This window comes from Lysinibacillus sp. FSL W7-1291, assembly GCF_038593415.1.
Lineage (GTDB): Bacteria > Bacillota > Bacilli > Bacillales_A > Planococcaceae > Lysinibacillus > Lysinibacillus fusiformis_D.
Window position 1 is genome coordinate 3103484 of the sequence record NZ_CP151994.1, and the last position, 21615, is coordinate 3125098.

15 protein-coding genes and 1 other annotated feature are annotated in these 21615 nt (G+C 38.9%); of the genes, 3 read left to right on the forward strand and 12 right to left on the reverse strand.

The genetic code is table 11. From position 1 onward, the window contains the following. Positions 1-74 precede the first annotated feature (74 nt). Together aspS and hisS are read right to left on the reverse strand one after the other, a co-directional pair. Positions 75-1844 (reverse strand): aspartate--tRNA ligase, encoded by a 1770-nt coding sequence (gene aspS / locus NST76_RS15070; RefSeq protein ID WP_101966510.1) that lies wholly within the window; start codon positions 1842-1844, stop codon positions 75-77. A gap of 64 nt (positions 1845-1908) precedes the next feature. Next, positions 1909-3177, reverse strand: coding sequence for a histidine--tRNA ligase (gene hisS / locus NST76_RS15075; RefSeq protein ID WP_058844051.1), 1269 nt, complete (start codon positions 3175-3177; stop codon positions 1909-1911). 254 nt (positions 3178-3431) lie between these two features. Continuing rightward, positions 3432-3674 (reverse strand) — a binding site (T-box leader). Positions 3675-3838: 164 nt separating this feature from the next. Here hisS and NST76_RS15080 point away from each other — a divergent pair. After that, positions 3839-5422: an SH3 domain-containing protein gene (locus tag NST76_RS15080; RefSeq protein WP_101966511.1), complete on the forward strand. Its 1584-nt coding sequence runs from the start codon at positions 3839-3841 to the stop codon at positions 5420-5422. Positions 5423-5914: 492 nt separating this feature from the next. Here NST76_RS15080 and NST76_RS15085 read toward each other — a convergent pair whose 3' ends face one another. After that, a complete protein-coding gene (locus NST76_RS15085) occupies positions 5915-7321 on the reverse strand; it encodes an AbgT family transporter (RefSeq protein WP_058845150.1) in 1407 nt (468 codons plus the stop codon). Positions 7322-7882: 561 nt separating this feature from the next. On the opposite strand from NST76_RS15085, the gene NST76_RS15090 reads away from it, so the two are divergent. Then, positions 7883-9238, forward strand: coding sequence for a lytic polysaccharide monooxygenase (locus NST76_RS15090; RefSeq protein WP_271910503.1), 1356 nt, complete (start codon positions 7883-7885; stop codon positions 9236-9238). Between the two features lie 338 nt (positions 9239-9576). On the opposite strand, the gene NST76_RS15095 is transcribed toward NST76_RS15090, so the two are convergent. From NST76_RS15095 to NST76_RS15125, 7 genes are all read right to left on the reverse strand, one after another. After that, positions 9577-10677: an alpha/beta hydrolase gene (locus NST76_RS15095; protein WP_271910505.1), complete on the reverse strand. Its 1101-nt coding sequence runs from the start codon at positions 10675-10677 to the stop codon at positions 9577-9579. A 272-nt stretch (positions 10678-10949) separates the two neighbouring features. Continuing rightward, complete coding sequence (locus NST76_RS15100) at positions 10950-11165, reverse strand: DUF2642 domain-containing protein (protein ID WP_036124402.1); 216 nt, start codon at positions 11163-11165, stop codon at positions 10950-10952. A gap of 71 nt (positions 11166-11236) precedes the next feature. Then, positions 11237-11677, reverse strand: a complete 441-nt coding sequence (dtd, locus tag NST76_RS15105) for a D-aminoacyl-tRNA deacylase (protein WP_036124403.1) — start codon at positions 11675-11677, stop codon at positions 11237-11239. Between the two features lie 35 nt (positions 11678-11712). Next, a complete protein-coding gene (locus NST76_RS15110; protein WP_036124404.1) occupies positions 11713-13908 on the reverse strand; it encodes a bifunctional (p)ppGpp synthetase/guanosine-3',5'-bis(diphosphate) 3'-pyrophosphohydrolase in 2196 nt (731 codons plus the stop codon). 204 nt (positions 13909-14112) lie between these two features. Then, the gene (locus tag NST76_RS15115) at positions 14113-15027 is read right to left on the reverse strand and encodes a pseudouridine-5'-phosphate glycosidase (RefSeq protein ID WP_271910506.1); all 915 of its coding nucleotides are present in this window, start codon (positions 15025-15027) and stop codon (positions 14113-14115) included. A gap of 4 nt (positions 15028-15031) precedes the next feature. Next, the gene (locus tag NST76_RS15120) at positions 15032-16123 is read right to left on the reverse strand and encodes a carbohydrate kinase (protein WP_058845310.1); all 1092 of its coding nucleotides are present in this window, start codon (positions 16121-16123) and stop codon (positions 15032-15034) included. Positions 16124-16243: 120 nt separating this feature from the next. Further along, positions 16244-17494, reverse strand: a complete 1251-nt coding sequence (locus NST76_RS15125; RefSeq protein ID WP_271910509.1) for an MFS transporter — start codon at positions 17492-17494, stop codon at positions 16244-16246. Between the two features lie 189 nt (positions 17495-17683). Here NST76_RS15125 and NST76_RS15130 point away from each other — a divergent pair, with 189 nt between their 5' ends. Next, complete coding sequence (locus NST76_RS15130) at positions 17684-18142, forward strand: MarR family winged helix-turn-helix transcriptional regulator (protein WP_058845308.1); 459 nt, start codon at positions 17684-17686, stop codon at positions 18140-18142. Positions 18143-18593: 451 nt separating this feature from the next. Here NST76_RS15130 and NST76_RS15135 read toward each other — a convergent pair whose 3' ends face one another. Continuing rightward, positions 18594-19106 (reverse strand): adenine phosphoribosyltransferase, encoded by a 513-nt coding sequence (locus NST76_RS15135; RefSeq protein ID WP_036124410.1) that lies wholly within the window; start codon positions 19104-19106, stop codon positions 18594-18596. 35 nt (positions 19107-19141) lie between these two features. Further along, positions 19142-21460 carry a single-stranded-DNA-specific exonuclease RecJ gene (gene recJ / locus NST76_RS15140; RefSeq protein WP_101966517.1) on the reverse strand — a complete coding sequence of 773 codons (2319 nt, stop codon included), beginning with the start codon at positions 21458-21460 and terminating at the stop codon, positions 19142-19144. Positions 21461-21615 lie beyond the last annotated feature (155 nt).

Below are 21615 nucleotides of genomic sequence, written 5' to 3' on the forward strand. Positions count from 1 at the left end.
CCTGAAAAAACACAAAAAAATACCTAGATTCTCAACAATATTTGCTAGGAAATCCAGGTATTTTGTTTTATTCATTATTTTTTAAATGGTTTGATGGCTAAGCTTAATTCACTTAGTTGCTCTGGTGATACTTCGCTCGGTGCTTCTGTCATTAAGCAGCTAGCACTTGCTGTTTTCGGGAATGCGATAGTATCACGTAAATTCGTACGTCCTGCTAGTAGCATCACAAAGCGATCAAGACCAAAGGCAAGACCTGCATGTGGTGGCACGCCATACTCAAATGCTTCTAATAAGAAGCCAAATTGCGCTTGTGCTTCTTCTTCTGTAAAGCCAAGTAATTCAAACATTTTTTCCTGTAGGTCACGTTCATAGATACGTAATGATCCACCACCAAGCTCGTAACCGTTTAATACGATATCATAGGCTTGTGCACGAACTGCTGAAGGATCTGTATCCATTAACGCTATATCTTCATCGAACGGACGTGTGAATGGATGATGTGCTGCATAGTAACGTCCATCTTCCTCAGAGAATTCAAATAATGGCCAGTCAGTAATCCAAAGGAAAGCAAATTGTGATTCGTCAATCAAGTTTAAATCTTGTCCTAATTTCGAACGTAATGCCCCTAAAGAAGCTGCAACAACAGGTGCCTTATCCGCCACGAATACAAGAATATCGCCAACTTCTGCTCCCATACGTTCGATTAAAGCTGCTGCTAACGCTTCGTCAAAGAATTTCGCGATTGGGCCATTTAAGCCTTCTTCTGTAACCTTTAACCAAGCAAGACCTTTTGCTCCGTAAATACTAACGAATTTTGTTAATTCATCCATGTCTTTACGAGAATATTTGTCCGCTGCTCCTTTAATATTGATACTTTTCACTTGTTTTCCTTGTGCAACAGTATCTGCAAATACTTTGAAATTACAGCCTTCAAAAATATCATTTAATGCTACTAGCTCTAATCCAAAACGTACGTCTGGTTTATCTGAACCATAACGATCCATTGCTTCTTGATACTTCATACGCTGGAAAGGTGCAGGGATATCGATTCCTTTTACTTCTTTCATAACAGCTTGAATTAAGCGTTCATTCATTTCTAATACTTCTTCTTGTGTTAAGAAGCTAGTTTCAATGTCCACCTGTGTAAACTCTGGTTGACGGTCAGCACGTAAGTCTTCATCACGGAAGCAACGGGCAATTTGGAAATACTTTTCAAAGCCTGCAACCATTAATAATTGTTTAAACAATTGTGGTGATTGTGGTAATGCATAAAATTCACCCTCATGGACACGGGATGGTACTAAATAATCACGGGCACCCTCTGGCGTTGATTTTGTTAAAATCGGTGTTTCTACTTCTAAGAAGCCTTCATTTTGTAAGAAGTTACGGATTGTACGTGTAACATCAGAACGCATTTTGAATGTATCGAACATGACTGGACGACGTAAGTCCAAATAGCGATATTTTAAACGTAGGTCTTCTGATACATCTGTGCGATCTTCAATTTGGAATGGTGTTGTTTTGGCCGTATTAATTACGATTAAACTTGTTGCTTCTACTTCAATTTTACCGTTTGGTACATTCGGATTAATTTGATCCTCTGTACGAAGGATAACTGTTCCTTCCACTTCAATCACATATTCACTACGTACTTTATCCGCTAGTGCATGTGCTTCAGCCACGTCTGGACTAAATACGACCTGTGTAATTCCCGTACGGTCACGTAAATCAATGAAAATCAAACCACCAAGGTCACGACGACGCTGCACCCAACCTTTTAATACGACTTTTTCGCCTTGTAACGCCTCTGATAGCTCGTTACTAGCATGTGTTCTTGTAGCCATTGTTAAATTCCTCCAAAATATCTTCAATTTATGTAGCATCTACTAGCAATGCCCTGTATCTACTTTAAGATTGTTGTGATAAATAATTCACTAGCTCTGAGAATGCCACTTTGTGCTGTTCACCAGATTCCATATGTTTCACGGCAGCTGCTTGCTCTTCAAGCTCTGTTTCGCCAAGAACGATTGTGTATTTTGCACCTAGACGATCCGCTGATTTCATTTGGGCTTTCATTTTACGATCTAAATAATCCATTTCTGTCGCAAGACCCTTTGCACGGAAAGTACTAGTTAGCTCTACAGCCTTTTGCTTGGCTTCAGCGTCCATTGCGATAATATAAACATCTAGTCCTGAAGCGGTATCTAATTCAACGCCCTCTGCTTCAAGTGCTAATAATAAACGCTCAATACTTAATGCAAAACCAATACCCGGTACATCTGGACCTCCAATTTCTTGCACTAGCCCATTGTAGCGTCCGCCTCCACATAGTGTTGTAATCGCACCAAAGCCAGCTGCTGTAGACATAATTTCAAATGTTGTGTGATTGTAATAATCAAGCCCACGTACAAGATTTGGATCCACCTCATAAGAAATGCCCAATGTATCTAAATACGATTTCACCTGACTGAAATAAGCAGCTGACTCCTCTGTTAAGAAATCAGTTAACGCTGGAGCCGTTTGCATTAATGGGTGTTCACGATCCACCTTACAATCTAAAATTCGTAATGGATTTTTTTGCAAACGATTTTGACAGTCAGAGCAAAACTCTTGAATATGTGGCTCAAAATGCTGTAATAAGGCTGTACGGTGAGTATTACGCGTTTCTTTATCACCCAGTGAATTAATCACTAGTTTTAAATCCTTTAAGCCCGCTGATTCATAAACATCCATCGCAAGAGCAATGACTTCCGCATCAATTGCAGGATCTGCTGAACCAATGGCCTCTACTCCAAACTGTACAAATTGACGATAACGCCCAGCCTGTTGACGCTCATAGCGGAACATTGGTCCTAAGTAAGAAAGCTTAACGGGCTGATCTGGAGCACCAAACATTTTATGTTCTACGTAGGCACGTACGACACCAGCCGTATTTTCAGGACGTAATGTTAGTGAACGTCCCCCGCGATCCTCAAATGTATACATTTCCTTTTGCACAACATCCGTTGTTTCACCAACACCACGCGCAAACAAATCCGTTTGCTCGAAAATCGGTGTACGAATTTCGTTATAACGATAAACACGACAAATATCACGAATAATCGCTTCAACCTTTTGCCATTTTTCAGATTGACCTGGCAAAATATCTTGTGTCCCTCGTGGCACTTTAAAACTCATGTAAATCCCTCCTATATCGATTGCTTATGATAGAGCAGCTGTCATTCTACTTGGGGCGGAGGCATGCTTCGATTGAGCAGTTTTCATTCAGGTTGGAGTTTGGTTACACCTTCAAAGAGCGGTCTTCACTTTGATTAGAGCGGGTTCGCAATTTTGATGAGCAGACTCACCACCTAAAACCGAACCCATCCCTTTTCTCAAAAGAATCTCGCAGTTTTTTCGAACAACAAAAAAGCCCCCGTCACCTTGCCATAGCAAGGGACGAGAGCTGTATAAGCTTCCGCGGTTCCACCCTAGTTGACACAATTAATTACATGTGTCCTCCTCGTAATCGGATAACGGCCGATTCCGTTTTTTCCTACTAAGCACTGCTTTTCAGAAAAAAGCCTCTCAAGTGTTATTCGCGTGATACATTTTTGTAGGAAAGATTGCAGCCTAAGTCTTTCCCTCTCTGTTCCAATAGAGGTATACGCTACTTGCTTGGTCATAAGCGATTAATCATTTTTCGATTACCCTTTATGTTAGTCACTAGCCATGCCAATGTCAACTGTTTTTGTATTTTTCATAGGGCTATAATGAAAATAACAAATTCCGTTACCATTTTACCACGAATTTTATGACAAAAGCATGGTAAAATAGCACAAGGAATAGGAGGAATCTGATGAGGACAAAAATTTTACATAGTATAATCATATTCGTACTAATGGTAACGATTGCGATGCCAAATAAGAACTTTGTTCAAAGAGCTTCCGCTGACACCAGTGATCTAAAAGTCGCTGGAACGATTCTTCATTTGCGTGAGGGTCCTGGATTATCATATCCCATTATTACGACATTAGAAGAAGGTGATCCTTTAACCTCTATCGGTCGTGAAGGTGATTGGATTCAAGTAAAAGCAGGTAACTATGAGGGCTGGGTTGCTTCATGGCTGACGGCTCCTACAAGTGCTAAACAGGCCATCGATAAATCCGTCATCTCACAAGTTGACCGTTTAAATATACGAACAGATCCAGATATTTCTTCAGCTGTTCTTGGTCAACTTTCTACAGGCAACCAAGCCAACCTCATTGAAGAAAATGCTGAATGGGCAAAAATTGATTGGAATGGACTTACGGGATGGGTTTCAAAGGATTATGTCACGATTAATGATAATCCTAAAAAAGAAAAGGAACCTAAAGATGATGCCGTAGAAGTAACGACAACTACAACACCTGTTAACAAGGACACAACCTTTACTATTTTAGTAGACGTCCTCAATGTTCGTAAAAAACCAGACTTGAATGCTAAAAAAATCGGCACTGCGAAAAAAGGTCAAGCCTTTAAAGTAATTGCACATGAACATAATTGGGTACAAATTCAGTACAATGATAAAAAAACAGGCTGGGTTTATAGCTTTTATGGTACTTTCTCCAATAAAGTTAAAAGTACATCCAAAACTTCCTCTTCCAAAGAGTTGGAATCCGTTACCATAATCTATAATGGGACAAACTTACGAACAGATGCCTCAACAGCAGCTGAAGTGGTTGAACGGGTAGATGCTGGCTTAAATTATCCAATTGTCGGCGTAAAAAATGATTTTTATGAAATTCAATTAGATGAAGATCAAACAGCATTTGTTGCAAACTGGGTTGTAACAACAAGTTCTAATAAAACGATGATTCCTCAAAAGGAAAAAGAAGAGCCTCGTAAAAAAGGGACGTTAAGTGGGTTAACAATAGTTGTTGATGCTGGCCATGGTGGAAATGATCATGGCACAACGGGTCAACGTGGTACAGAGGAAAAAGGCATTACGCTGAAAACAGCTACTATGCTTGCATCCAAGCTAAGTGCGGCTGGCGCCAATGTAGTCATGACGAGGGAATCAGATGAATATGTGGCATTGCGTAAGCGTGTATCGATTGCGCATCAATATGAAGCAGATGCCTTTATTAGTCTCCATTATGATGCAACAGACGATAGCTCTATTAACGGCTTCACCTCCTATTATATGAATAGTAATCAAAAAGGGCTTGCTGAAGCGATTCATGATGGACTATCAAGTAAATTAGAGTTAAGAGATCGTGGCACACAACAAGGTAACTATTTAGTACTACGAGAAAATCGTCAAAAAGCAGTCCTTATTGAGTTAGGCTTCTTAAGTAATTCAAGTGAAGAGCGTGTCATCACCACAGCGAAGTTCCGTGAACAGGCGACTCTCGGTATTTATCAAGGAATTCTCAACTACTTTAATGAGCAAGAGGAATAATGAAAAAAGATCATGTCAAAGGCAGAAAAAGCAACTTTGCAAGGGGAGGGGGAGATTTCCGTTCCGCCAGCGTCCTTTCCAGGGGGGCGTCCGATGAGCCGCTTCACTCACTTACGCTCGCTCCAGAGTCTCATCTGTGACGCTAAATCCCCTAGGAGTGACGCTGGCTCCACTCCAATCAACCATTCTGCAAAGAGTCTTTACTTTTTTTCATAGTAATATAGCGATTAAATAGCCCATTATTTGTATTCTTAGAGGGAATAAGCTCTTATTATTAATGTAGAGAAGTGATGCGTGACAACACCTCTCCATAAAGAGCAGTGAAGACCTTCACTTTATTTGAAAACCTTCACTAAAAAGGTAACACTTTTGTAGGTTGGAATGGAGTCAAGTAGCCTGCAACGGAAATCCATTTCTACCTTCCAATTGACTGTTTTGTTTTTCAACACTAAGAAAAAAGCTGCGGATGCTATCCACAGCTTTTTTCACGTATTAAGAAACCCCTATTGCTACCGCAGCAATTAACGCCAGGCATGCAATCACTGCCCAGCCAAGAATCATCTTCCAAATGAATTTGATCCACTTTTCATAGGGAATGCCTGCAACCGCTAAATAGGCCATTAAGGCAGATGAAGTAGGAATAATAGAGTTCGTTAAGGAATCACCATATTGGAAGGCTAATACAGCCACTTGTCGTTCTAACCCTAATAAATCGGTAATTGGTATCATAATCGGCATTGTTGCGGCTGCCTGTCCACTACCAGATGAAATAAATAAATTTAACAGTGCTTGAATAAATAACATACCGATTGCACTGATAGCATGTGGTAAATGCCCAATTGTTTCCGATGCCGCATAAACGATAGTATCGATAATTTTCCCTTGCTCTAAAACAACCGTAATCGCACGGGCAAAACCTACAATTAAAGCACCGAATGTTACAGCCTTCGCTCCTTCAATGAAGGAATCAAAAATAGTTGCAGGTTTCAACCCACCAATTAGCCCTGCAATTAACCCCATAATTAAAAAGGAGGCGGTTAACTGTGTTAAGAACCAGCCCCAATTAAATACACCATAAATATTAAAGCCAATTCCACAAGCCATCACAATAAATACAAATTTATGCTTTCCTGTTAATGTAGGAATGTCAATAACGGATACATTAGATTTAGCTTTTTGCTCGATGTCATAAATAACACTTGCCTGTGGATTCTTTTTCACCTTAAAGGCATAGCGAGATACATAGAAAATAGCAAAACCTAACACAAAAACATAGACAACTGCACGGAAGCCGATCCCAGAGAATAACGGTACATCTGCTAATGATTGTGCAACACCCACCGTAAAGGGATTAAGCATCCCTCCAAAAAATCCACTGGCCGCTCCAAGTGTGATCATGGCAGTCCCTGTCACAGCATCGAAGCCCATCGCACGCGCAATTGCTACACCAATCGGTACGAAAATAATTGTTTCTTCGGCCATCCCCATTGTAAAACCACCAACAGAGAATAAAATCATTGATAATGGGATAAGTAATTTTTCTCTTCCCTCTAAAGCTTTTACCCCTTTATAAACACCAGCTTCAATGGCACCCGTGGAACGAATAATCCCAAAAACACCACTGACTAAGAAAATGTAGAAAATAATTTGAGCCCCTTTTTCAAGACCCATTGGAATAGCTGTAAACATTTCGAAAAATGAAACTGGATCACTCTCAATATGATGATAGCTTCCATCTACAACGAGCATTCGCCCTTCCTTATCCTCTATTCGTTCAAACTCACCTGCTGGAATAATATAGCTTGCAATACCCGCTAAAAAAATAATAGCAAAAATAATGGTATATGTATGAGGTACTTTCAGCCAGCTTCTTTTCTTTACACCTTGTTCATTTTCCATGACATCACCCTCCTTTTAATCAATTTAGACATTTGCATTATATTGTCGCTATATGTCGTTAATTGAAAATAAATATACATGAGTTCAAATTTATTGTAAAGTATTAATTTTCTATTATTTCAGAAATTCTATTTATTTGTTGCCACAGCAAGCTTTCTCAGACGCCCCTGCTGATAAGGATGCTTATCCTCTGCTACATAAAATATTCATACTCGATTAATTGGATAATTATGCGTTCAGCAGAGCGCCGTAATTTGAGTATTGTGACCAAGGTTAACAACTTCTATAGCTACATTTCATGAATGAGAAGAGTAACTGTACGTAAATTGACAAATTTTAATAGATTTGAAGATTTTATTATAATAGCTAATTATTTTTAATAGAAAACAATCCTCTAAAGTAAGATATTTACCCAATTAAGGTCTATATACTCATTAATTTTGCAACAAAAGTTATTTGCACAACAAAACTATTATCCTATAAAAACAGACTTTGAATAATTTTTAATATATTGCTATCATACTAGTTGCTATCCAATTCCAACAAAAGGAGACTAGTTATATGAATACTAAATTCGCAAAAAAGTTAAGTAAAAAGGGAATAAGTGCTGCCATATTAGCAGCAGGAATCATGGGTATTTCAATGGCACCTAATGCATATGCCCATGGATTTGTTGAAAAACCAGCTAGCCGAGCTGCTTTATGTAGTCAAAATTATGGAGCACTTAATTTAATGTGCGGAAACATAATGTATGAGCCACAGAGTTTAGAGGCACCTAAGGGATTTCCACAAAGTGGGCCGGCTGATGGAAAAATCGCATCTGCTGGAGGTCTATTTGGTGGCATACTCGATCAACAAACCGCTGATCGTTGGTTTAAAAACACGATTACAGGAGGTTCAAATACCTTTACATGGAAGTATACAGCTCCACATTTAACAAGCAAATGGCACTATTATATTACTAAAAAGGGATGGAATCCAAATAAACCATTAAACCGTGCTGACCTTGAGCTAATTGAAACTGTAGAACATAATGGTTCTGCTGCATCGAATAATTTAACTCATACAATTAACGTGCCAACTGATCGTAGTGGTTACCACATTATTCTAGCTGTTTGGGATGTAGCTGATACTTCAAATGCATTCTATAATGTAATCGACGTTAATTTAGTGAATAATGGAAATGTAGATATAGAAGCTCCAACTCAGCCAAATGGATTACATACTACGAAAGTTACTTCAAACAGTGCCGAGCTAAAATGGAGTCCTTCTACAGACAATGTGAGTGTAAAAGAATATCAGATATTACGTGATAATAAAGTAGTTGGAGTGGTACCAGGAACAACATTCACAGATAAAAATTTAAAACCGACTACCAAGTATACATATACGGTAAAGGCAGTGGATGCAGCTGGGAATGTTTCTAATGAAAGTGAATCGATAGTTGTAGAGACAATGCATACAGCTCCAGATACAGAAGCACCAACGCAACCGACTGCACTTCACACAATGGGCGTAACATCTTCAAGTGCAGACTTAATGTGGAGTGCATCAGAGGATAATGTAGCAGTTGACCATTATGTTATATATCAAGGAACACAAGCAGATCAAATGTCTGTTGTTGGAACATCAAAAACTACATCATTTATGAACATGAATCTCCAATCCAATACAACATATATGTATGCAGTAACTGCAGTGGATGCGGCTGGAAATGAATCAATTAAAAGTTCCATTTTAACTGTGACTACAAAAGATCTAGGGGCTTCTTATGAGCAATGGAGTCCATTTAAGGCGTACACAAAAGGAGATAAGGTTGAGTACCAAGGAAAGATTTATGTAGCCGTTCAAAGCTATCAAGGATACGGAGATCCAAATTGGATAAACGCATTGTCTTTATGGAAAGAAAATGAGTAAAGTCCTAGTATGAGATTGCAGTGATTGAAAAGATCCTTTTAAATCAACAATAGTTTTATTTCTATAGATAATAGCTATAAATTCATTTTAGAAGTTAAATAAATTCATACAAAGGCCATCGAGAAGTTGATCTCGATGGCTTTTGTCATTTTTCTTCCTCTTTAATTTCCAACATTTAGTAAAACATTAACGTATCCAACCCCTGCACGGAGTGGAAGCGGTTAGGCGCTCGCCCACAGGAAAGCAAGTAGCCCATGCATGTGTATATACTAATTATATCGCTTGCATTATTGATTCTGCTTCCACAAGTTACAATTAACAAAAGTAAAAAAGACACATTATAAGGAATTGAAAACCTTTTTTACCCATTCAAGAAACTCTCTCATATAGTGTTCCTGCTTAAAGCCATGATTCTGACCTTCTACTACAATTTCAGTAATATCCGCATCTGCTACTCGTGCAGATTGAATATATTCTTGTGGCCCTTTTACCCCAACAGCTAAATCATTCGTCCCATAAGCAATAAACTGAGGTATATTTGCTGTGCTAAAATGTTTAGATAAATCTGTCTGATTCAAAAGCTCTTCACGCACTTCTGGACTTCTTACATCTTCATCTTTAAAAGAAGCAAAGAGCATAGGCACATTATAGCGATAGGTCAATGCTGGATAAATCATAGCTGCAGAGACTACTTTATCATCGACTGCATCGATGTCATCAAGCTGATAACTATTAGGAAACAGATTTTTCCCCTGAATGAGATTAATAAAGCTACCGGTTTGAAAACCACCCGCGCTAAAACCGATTAATCCAATTTTATCTGGATGAATACCATAATCATTTGCATGATAACGTAGATAACGGACAGCCCGCTGAACATCCAATTGGGGAATAGGCCATTCATATGGGTTAGAACGATAGTGTAGAACGAATGCATTGATACCTGCCTTATTTAATGATTCAGCTACTTCTTTTCCTTCAGCAGTTCCACCATCCATTTCCTTAAAGCCATAGCCACCTCCTGGAATAATAATGATGGCACTGTCACTGTTTGACCTCGTATAAGGAATCAGATATGGTTCATCTTCATAGGTAGATTTTTCATAGCCTCCTACAATTTCATGGACATATGTAAAGGTATCAATTGCAGCTTCATTGTCTTTATATTCTTCTCCCACAATACTAGTAGAAAATTTGAATGTCGCTAAGAGTCTGTTAGGATTACCCTTAATATTCATATCGTCTAGCTTACTTCCAGAATGATTTCCTGCAACTTCTTCTCCCCAAATTTCAACCTTGTGCTCAATATCCGCAACTGGCTTGCCTAGTTTATTCCCAAATGGATTAATCTCAAGAATAGCGTATCCACCCCCTATAAACAAAGCGAAAATAGCTAGAATTATTCCCACTATCTTGGCTATTTTCTTCATTATGTTCATAATATATAACCTCCTTTAAACCTATTCATGACAGTATTAAATAGTATATTAGCAGCCATTCCTACTTGTTTCTTAGTTGAGTATAATTCTAGTCGCTTTATGACCGATTTCACAAGAGACATACCAAAAGTGTCTTTCTCCATGAACGATCCCTGCTTCTGCCCTCAAACCAATATAAACTCCATATTCTAATAATTAAATTTGCTCATTATACCTTAAAATATAAAAAAGAACCTTCTATCATCTTTTATGATTCGAAGGTTCGTACTTCATCAATTTTTTGTAGTTTCCAATGTAACCCATACAATTTCCTCCATTCGAATGAAGAAAGGGGTACGATTCATCTCAAGGATCATATGGTCAGGTAGTATGGATAATAAAATACCTTTTTGCATCGTTTTTTCTGTTTGCACCACTACTGCCTGGCCAATCATCATGTTAAGTGTTTCGTATAAATATGGATTAGATCTACTCCCTATCTGCGTCAAGTTTAAGACACTCCTTCCTATAAAACTAACCATACTCATTAGTATATGAAGGATTTATAGGAAATGTTCCATTATTTTGATTCTAGAAGTATTGTTACTGGACCATCGTTGATTAGTGCAACATCCATCATTGCACCAAAAATACCTGTTTCCACATGTAAGCCGAGCTCACGCAATGCTTGATTAAAAGCTTCCCACAGCGGTTCGGCTACTTCTGGTCTAGCTGCACTGATGAAACTAGGACGATTTCCCTTTTTTGCATCCCCATACAATGTAAATTGTGAGACGGATAAAATTGCGCCTCCATGCTCTAGGATCGAATGATTCATTTTTCCTTCCGCATCTTCCCAAAGGCGTAAATTAGCTACTTTTTTCGCTAAATAAGCGACATCCTCATGTGTATCCTCATGTGTAATACCTACTAGAAGAACATAGCCATTATCAATCGCTCCTGTGACAGTTCCGTCAACCGTTACAGAAGCAGCTTTACTGCGCTGTAATACTACTTTCATGCATTAAAACCCCAATTCTATGTTGTTGCCAATCATTAATTGATGACACGCTGCACCGAATAAATATCAGGTGTTTGTTTAATCCGCTCAACAACCTTATGCAAATGTGAAATGTTTGAAATGGAAATCGTTAAATGAATTGTTGCCATTTTATCACGATCAGCACGACCACTGACTGCTAAAATATTTGTTTTTGTTTCACTAACAATTTGCATAATTTCATTTAAAATACCAGGTCGATCAAAGGCTGACACTTCGATATCCACTGGATATTCTTTTTTCTCAGGGATGATTCCATGCTCCCATTCCACTTCAATTAAACGTTCTTGCTCATCCTCAATTTGAATATTTGGACAGTCTGCACGGTGTACAGAAACACCTCTACCTTTTGTAATAAAGCCTACAATCTCATCACCAGGTACAGGCGTACAACAACGAGAAAGTCGAATAAGCATATTATCAATGCCCTTGACGATGACACCCGATTCCGTTCGTTTTTGCGGAATTGGATTTTTCATTTTTTGTTCGATTTTCTCTAAAGCTTCTTCCTGCTCACGCTCTTTACGACGTTTTTCCGCTAAACGATTAACCACTTGCTGTGCAGTAATGCCATTCACCCCTACTGCTGCATACAAGTCCTCCTCATTCGTATAGTTGAATTTATCACATACACGTTTGAGGTTTTCTGATGACATCGTTTCCTTTAAATCGAAATCCTGAGCACGAATTTCCTTTTCAATCATTTCTTTCCCTTTGATGATATTCTCTTCACGTAAATGTCGTTTAAAGAATTGCTTAATCTTATTTTTCGCCTGTGAGGATTGTGCTATTTTTAGCCAATCGCGGCTCGGACCAAAGGATTGCTTAGATGTTAAAATTTCAATGATATCGCCGGTTTTCAGTGGTGTATCAAGCGGCACCATTTTCCCATTGACTTTTGCCCCAATCGTACGATTTCCGACCTCTGAATGGACACGATAGGCAAAATCGATGGGCACAGAACCCGCCGGCAATTCGATGACATCGCCTTCAGGTGTAAATACGTAGACCATATCAGAAAATAAATCGAATTTTAAGGATTCCATAAATTCTTCTGCATTAGAAGATTCATTTTGAAATTCTAAAATCTCACGGAACCATGTTAATTTTTGATCGACATTTTGCTTTTGATGATCAACATTTTTGCCCTCTTTATACGCCCAGTGTGCCGCAATCCCGTACTCTGCAATTTTGTGCATTTCCTTCGTACGAATCTGAACCTCTAATGGATCACCATAGGGTCCAATAACGGTCGTGTGTAAGGACTGATACAGGTTTTGTTTTGGCATGGCAATATAGTCTTTAAAGCGCCCTGGCATCGGTTTCCAGAGTGTATGCACAATCCCTAAAACCGCATAGCAATCTTTAATACTATCGACAAGTACACGTATGGCTAATAAATCATAAATTTCATTAAATTGTTTCTTTTGGAGCACCATTTTTCGATAAATACTGTAAATATGCTTTGGACGACCATAGATATCTGCTTCAATTTCAACCTCATTAAGCTGTGACTTCATCTCAGCCATGACATTCTCTAAATAAGCCTCACGCTCATCACGCTTTTTCTTCATCAAACTGACAATACGATAATATTGTTGTGGGTTTAAATAGCGAAGTGCTGTATCTTCAAGCTCCCATTTTACAGTCGAGATTCCCAGACGATGTGCAAGTGGTGCAAAAATTTCTAGCGTCTCTTTCGATATACGTCGCTGCTTTTCAGCAGGTAAATGCTTTAACGTACGCATATTATGGAGACGGTCTGCTAGCTTAATTAAGATGACACGAATATCCTGTGCCATAGCTACAAACATTTTTCGATGATTCTCTGCTTGCTGCGCCTCTTTTGATAAATATTTAATTTTCCCTAGCTTTGTCACACCATCAACAAGCACGGCTACTTCTTCGCCAAATTCCCGTACCAAATCATCCCGCGTAAAATCCGTATCTTCGACAACATCATGTAAAAAACCTGCCGCTACTGTTTCCGGGTCCATTTGTAATTCAGCTAGAATACCTGCCACTTGTACTGGGTGAATGATATAAGGTTCACCAGAGCTACGGAATTGCTCAATATGGGCATCCCTTGCTAATTCATATGCTTTTTTCACGAATGTGACATTTTCATCATTCATGTAGGATTTGACTAACTCAAAAACGTCCTCAGGAGTCAAAATTTGCTCTTTCGCCATAACATGTCCACCTTGCTCGTCAAATTTTTCAGATTAGATATAAACTTAATTGTATAAAATTTTGTAGCCTATTGTAAAGAGACTGTGTCATTTAGTTTAGTTAATCTCGTGAACAGTTCGAAAAATGGAAAAAATATTCTTCTTTTTAATGAAAAAGACCCTTTGCGACAGGATGTCACAAAGGGTTCTTGTTTCGACAAATGATTAGTGTAATTGATTGTAGGCAACAGCAATTTTTGCGCCAACGACTGCATTGTTTTTCACTAATGCAATGTTCGCATCAAGACTTTTACCTTCTGTTAATTCTTTTACTTTACCAAGTAAGAATGGTGTAACGTTTTTACCTTGAATACCATTCTCTTCAGCTTCAGCTAAAGCTTTTTCAATAATGTTTGTAATAAATGCATGATCTAATGCTTCAGCTTCTGGAATTGGGTTGGCAATGACAGCGCCACCTTTTAACCCTAATTGCCATTTCGCAGATAGCATTGCTGCAATCTCCTCTGGTGTATCAAGTTGGAAGTTGACATCGAAACCACTTTGACGTGTGTAGAATGCTGGTAATTCATCTGTACCATAACCAACTACTGGTACCCCTTTTGTTTCAAGGTATTCTAATGTAAGACCAATATCTAGAATAGATTTTGCACCCGCGCAAATAACAGCAACATTAGTTTGTGCTAATTCTTCTAAGTCAGCAGAGACATCCATTGTTGTTTCAGCACCACGGTGTACACCACCAATACCACCTGTTACAAAGATTTCAATGTCTGCAAGTTCAGCACAGATCATTGTAGCTGCAACTGTTGTCGCACCTAATTTTTTTGTTGCAAGTAAGTAGCCTAAGTCACGACGTGAAGCTTTTGCAACGCCTTGTGAATTTCCAAACATCTCTAGCTCTTCATCTGATAAACCGATTTTGATTTTGCCATCTATTAAGGCAATGGTTGCAGGTACTGCACCATTATCGCGAATAATTTGCTCAACTTCACGCGCAGTTTTCACATTTTGTGGATATGGCATACCGTGTGAAATGATTGTAGATTCTAATGCCACGATTGGTAGACCTTCTGCTTGTCCTGCTTTTACTTCTTCTGATAATACGATGAATTCTTTCATGTTGTTATTCCTCCATTTCATTTTTTAACAAATCTACTGATAATTCAGGTCTTACTGTATAAGGAGATGCCAATGTATTTTTAGCATTTGTTAACCCTGCATCAATACATGTCTCAAAAGATTGACCTGTCAACCAACTGTGTATCACAGCGCTGACAAACGCATCTCCTGCTCCTGTAACATCTTCAATTTTGTTGATCACTTTCGCAGCGAAATGACGAGGTGTGATCGTCGTAGATGCTGCATAAACACCCTTGCTACCAGCTGTGATAATGACATGTTCAGCACCTAGTTGTAAGAGCTGTTGTAATGCTTTTTCATAATGGGTAGCGCTTTCAATTTTATGTCCAACAATTGTTTCTGCTTCATCCGTGTTACAAATAAACCAAGTTACACCTTGTAATGTTTCAGGTAGTCGATTCATTTTTGGCGAAGATACTGGCACAATGACTAATGGAATGGCACGAGCAATGGCTACTTGCTGGATATACGCCACTGTTTCTTTCGGGCAATTTAAATCCAAAATAAAGCAACCAGCATTCACTAGCATTGTTTCATGCTTTTTCAACAAACTCGGTAACAGCAGGTCATAAACCTCCATATTGGCTACAGCTAATGCTAGCTCACCTTGTTCATCCATAATAGCTGTATAGGAACCCGTAGAAGCCTCAGCTAGCTGCTCCACATAACGTAGATTCATAAAGGATTCCGAAGCTTCTTGGATCACTTGCCAATCAGCATCTTTACCAGCCGTTGTTAATAACGTCACTTGATGGTTTAATCTGCCTAAGTTTTCAGCAATATTTCGACCAACTCCACCTACACTAAAAGAAGAGCTGGCAGGGTTAGATGTTCCAAATTGAACATTGCCCTTCACATGGAATTTTCGGTCTAAATTAGCTCCCCCGATGCAAATAATTTCATTTTCCTCGGGTAAAATATAAGCACGACCTACAATTTTTCCTTGCTTTGTTAAACTAGACACTAAATTAGCAAGCACGGGACGGGACAGATTCATTGTATCTGCCATCTCTTGCTGAGACATAAACGGGTTTTGGCGAATTAAAGCAAGCACCGCCTGTTCTCTTTCATTCATAGCATCACCTTTTATTATATTTGTTTATATTGTAAACTTTTGTTTGTTAAATGTCAAACTAATATTGATAAAAAAAGTTGAACCTCTTTCTGTCGAGGTTCAACTTTTTTAGTCGACTGTTTATCCTTGCTGAGGCGTTTGTTTTTTTACAATGATAACGAATAAGCTTGCCAATGCACAGAATAGGCCAGCAAGGAAAAAAGCCCATGTGTAGGAATTGAAAAATTTATAAATTAACCCACCCCCATACGCAGCAACTGCCGCTCCTGCCTGATGTGAGGCGAATATCCATCCGTAAATAATGCTGCTTTTTTGCATCCCAAAAATTTGTCGTGTAATGCTGATAGTTGGTGGTACTGTGGCAATCCAATCGAGTCCATAAAAGATGCTGAAAATCGTCAATAAAACAAAGGAGCCTTGAGCGAGTGCATAAGGGAGTAGCAAGAGAGAAGCTCCCCTTAACAAGTAATACCAAAATAATAGCCAACGATTATCAAAGCGATCCGATAGCCAGCCAGAGACAGTCGTGCCTAATAAGTTAAACACCCCCATAAAAGAAAGAAGAGATGCAGCGGTTACTAGCGGAACGCCAAAGCTAATACAATATGACACAAAGTGAGTTCCGATTAATCCACTTGTCGAAAGACCACAAATGAAAAAGCTGCCTGCTAAGAGCCAAAATGCTTTGACTTTAACTGCCTCTGCTAAACCAAGAAATGCCATACTAATTGGATTCTTCTTGGGCTGTACTTGCGGCTCTTCTATAATCTCATCATGACCGTAAGGGGTTAGACCAATATCTTGCGGCTTGTTTTTAATAAACATAGCAATCATGACGAACATCATGGTACTCAGGAGTAGGATTAATCCCATTGCCCATCGCCAAGAATAATGTTCAATAATAATGGCTAGCACTGGCAGTAAAATTAATTGACCTGTGGCTGTACTAGCCGTTAAAATCCCAACTGCCAGCCCTCTGCGTTTAACAAACCAATGATTCGCTACATAGGGACTGAGCACCGTTAAAAAAAGGCTCGCACCAAGCCCAATGATACCTCCCCAAATAATGATTAACTGCCAGGATTGGCTCATCCAAAAGGTTAAGGTCATTCCTACTATTAAAGTAGACATGGCACTAAGCATCATTTTCTTTAAGCCAATGACTTCAAGCAGCGCCGCCATAAATGGTCCAGATATGCCATATAAAAATAAACTTACAGCAAATGCTAAAGCAATCGTTGAGCGATCCCATTGAAATTCTTTTTCGAGGGGATCCAGGAAAACACCAGACGATGACATTGTAATCCCTGCTACAATAATCGAGAAAAATGTGACAATCAAAATCAACCAGCTATAATGAACTCGCTTCATCCTAACACCTTCTTTTCTTGTGAGATGCATAACAAAACATGTATATACATGTTTTGCGATCTCTTCATTCCATTTATATGTATATACATGTATAATGATAATAATCGTTCCTATAGCTGTCAAGCAGTCTTTTCTAGCTCTTAGGTGTATACTTACAATTAGTAGAATCCCCTCAAAGGAGTACTGACGATGAAGAATCAACTTAAAACAATCGATTATACACAAATCTGTGTTTGTGCAAACCTTAGAAAAAAAACAAGGGTTGTCACACAATTATATGATAAGCTGCTACAGCCCACTGGTTTAAAGGTTACACAATATTCCATGCTGGCCCATATCGACCTTCAGCAAGCTGTCTCAATTAGCCGTTTAGGTGAAATTTTACAACTTGATCAAACGACTGTGACCCGTAATATTAATCTATTAAAGCAACATGGCTATGTTGAATTAAAGCGAGACACAAGCGATGCGCGCACTAAAAAGATTACGCTCACTGAAAAAGGATTAGAAAAGCTGCATGAAGCCGCACCCATTTGGCAAACGATTCAAGATAGAATCATCGAAGATATAGGAATCGAAAAATATGCAGATTTCTATGATACCTTGCGCACAATGCAGAAGATCATCCAAGCATATGATGAAGATTAAAAAGTACCTACTTTATTGGGCACTTCAAACTGCAAACAACAGCCATCGAAAAGTTCACCTCGATGGCTGTTGTCATTTTTTCTTCTAATTACTTACCAAATATAGAGTGGCATGATTAATATTTGGGCATCCATAAGCTTAGTAAGTCGTTTCTACTAAAGGGTAAATAGCAGCCTCTAATTTTCGCTCAAATGATATAAATTGATTAACCGTTACCATTTCTAATTGTTCATGTTTATTGATTTAATTTTCCGTCTTCAGCTTTCATCAGCTTAAAAGTTTACGGTTAATCAACACAGTAATAGGGAAAAAGTTGGATGGAGCGAGGAAAGCAGCTCGGCCCGTATCGTCTTTACTTTATTTCATTGTAAAAGAAAAAGACTGTAGGCAAACTCGTAATTTCTTGAGTTTGTCTACAATCTGAAGTGCCCACTATGGTAGACGCTTTCTCTTAATATTGAATAAGTGTTTTAATATTTAAATCTCCAAGCTTTGCACGACCATTTAATTCTAAAAGTTCGATTAGGAAGGCACAGCCTACTACCTGACCACCTAATTCTTCTACTAAACGAACAGTTGCTTCAACTGTCCCACCCGTTGCTAGTAAATCATCACAGATTAAAACCTTTTGACCAGGCTTAATCGCATCATGATGCATTGTTAACGTATCTTGACCATATTCAAGACCATAGTCTGCACTAATAACCTCACGTGGTAATTTACCTGGTTTACGAACAGGTGCAAAGCCAATTTCAAGTGCATAGGCAACTGGGCAACCGATGATAAAACCACGAGCCTCAGGGCCAACTACAATTTCAGCTCCCACTTCTTTTGCATATTCTACAATTTGGTCTGTTGCATATTTATATGCTGGTCCATTATCCATAATTGTTGTAATATCTCTGAAGCTAATGCCCTCTTTCGGCCAGTTTTCAACTGTTGTAACATATTGCTTTAAATCCATGTTATTGCTCCTCCTACGAAACGCTGTACGTCCGTTTATGTTAATCGTTCATCAAACCATTGTTTTAATTCTATATAAGGAGCATAGACAAGCTTTTGCTCCATCTCAATCTGTTCTGAACGTTGTTTGTAAGACGGTGCCTCTGTTAGTGCTTGTTTTGGGGCATTCACGTTGACAGTCGTCAGTCCACTCTCCATTTTAACAAAACCAAGCTCAAAAAACACCTGTGTCATAAATTTTAATACATCCAATGGCCAACCTGTATGCTTTGCTAAATCTGCTATATGCATATCAAGCGGAAAGGCTGGTCGATTTTTCAAAAATTTATAATACCAAGAAAATTGCTCACGAGTAGGTAAACCACTAAAGTATTGCGAATCAGGCATATAAAAATGCGCATAAATACGTGAAGGTGTCGTCTTCTGTAACACCTCTTCTAGTCTTTGAACTTGTTGTGGCAAATCTAAGAGCACAATATAATCACTTTGTTCCACATTGGATAGTGCTGGGTCAACTACTGTAATAGGAGCACCAATCAATGATTGATAATACGCCATCGTTGCTGGATGAAAGGCAATAAACTGTGCCTCATCCTTCGGTACCGTATTAAGCCAACGCGCAGTTTGACGGATACCACGAATATCAAATAGCTGCCATTCCGTTGTTTGGACATCCTCGATCATAAATTGGGCTTTTTTACGTCCCTGCCATTCATTAATTTGTAAATCGCCTATAAAGGATACTTTAATGCCATACGTTAATTCATCATGTAAATGCCCTTTATTAAAGCCGACACTATCTAATTTATCATAGCCATTTGTTAATTCCATTTTAATATGATTCTCAGCTGCTCCAATTTTACGCATAGATGAGATTTCAACATCCTCAAGTACGTAAACAGGCTTTGGAAAATCTGTTCCAAATGGTCCTAGTGCTGAAATTTCTTCAATAGCATCTGCTGAAACTTCATCGATGCTTAACGGAATATCAATATGGACGATTGGTGTTAATTGCTCCTCTGTTAAACATTCTCTTGCCTGTGCATCCAAGCGTGTACGTAGTTCATCCACATGCTCTAACGATAAGGTCATGCCTGCGGCCATAGGATGTCCACCAAAATGCGGTAAAATATCTCGGTTTTTAGCTAGTTCATTATATAGATGGAAGCCTTCAATGCTTCGAGCGGAACCCTTTGCTGTGCCCTTTTCAGGATCAAGTGAAAGGACAATGGTTGGACGATAGTACTGCTCAACAAGTCGTGAGGCAACTATTCCAACAACGCCTGCATTCCAGCCTTCCCCCGCCACAACAAGAACTAAGGAATTGCCGATTTTTTCATCCGATTCAATAAGTGCAATGGCCTCATCTGTAATGCTTTTCACAATATCTTTGCGCTCTGTATTGCAGGCATTAAGCTGCTTTGCCAATGCGCTTGCTTTAGCACTATCATCTGCCATTAATAACTCGACTCCTGGAGCTGCTTCTCCGAGTCGACCAACAGCATTTAATCGAGGACCAAAATAAAAGCCAATTGTCTCTTCCGTAATTTTTGCCTGCTCTGTACTGGCTATATCACACATTGCTTGTACCCATGGACTAAGGGAACGACGCATTTCCTGTATACCTCGCTTCACGAGATAGCGATTTTCATCCACTAAAGGAACTAAATCAGCTACAGTTCCAATCGCCACCAATTCCATTAAATGAATTGGTAGTTCACCATATAAAGCATGTGCTAACTTAAAGGCTACACCTACTCCAGCTAGCTCTCCAAACGGATAATGACCTTCTGGTAATCGAGGATGAAGAATAATATCTGCTGGCGGTAGTTCCTCACCTGGCTCATGGTGATCTGTCACAATGACATCCATGCCAAGCTCTTTAGCCACTCGAACAGGTTCGATACCAGATATCCCGTTATCTACTGTTATGATTAACTGTACACCCTCTTCATATGCTTCACGAAATAATGCCTCATGTGGACCATAACCATGGATAAAACGATTGGGGATTTTAAAGGATACATCCGCTCCAAGATCTAGTAAAACATTTAGCATAACAGTCGTGCTTGTGACACCATCGGCATCATAATCGCCATAGACTAAAATCTTCTGCCCATTTTCTAATGCTTGCTCAATTCGTGCTACTGCTTCAGCCATACCGTACATAAGAAATGGGTCATGGACATTTGCTTCAGTCATATTTAATAAGCTTTCTGCTTCAGCCGTAGTTTCACAGCCTCGTGCTGCTAAAATTTTTGCAGCAATCGCGGAAAGTTGTAAGTCATTTTGTAATGCTTGTACAAGTGTGGCATCTGGACGCTCCACCTGCCATCTTTTTTTCGATAGAATCATCTTCTCACTTCCTTACGAAAGCTATTATACCGAAATTCTATTGGATACGCACTATCCGTTAGATTGATAGTTTTATCCATCAATGTGAAAATTTCTATCCGCCCCTTTTACTGATTAATCCATCAGTTTAAACTTACTATCCATCTAGCAGCAAA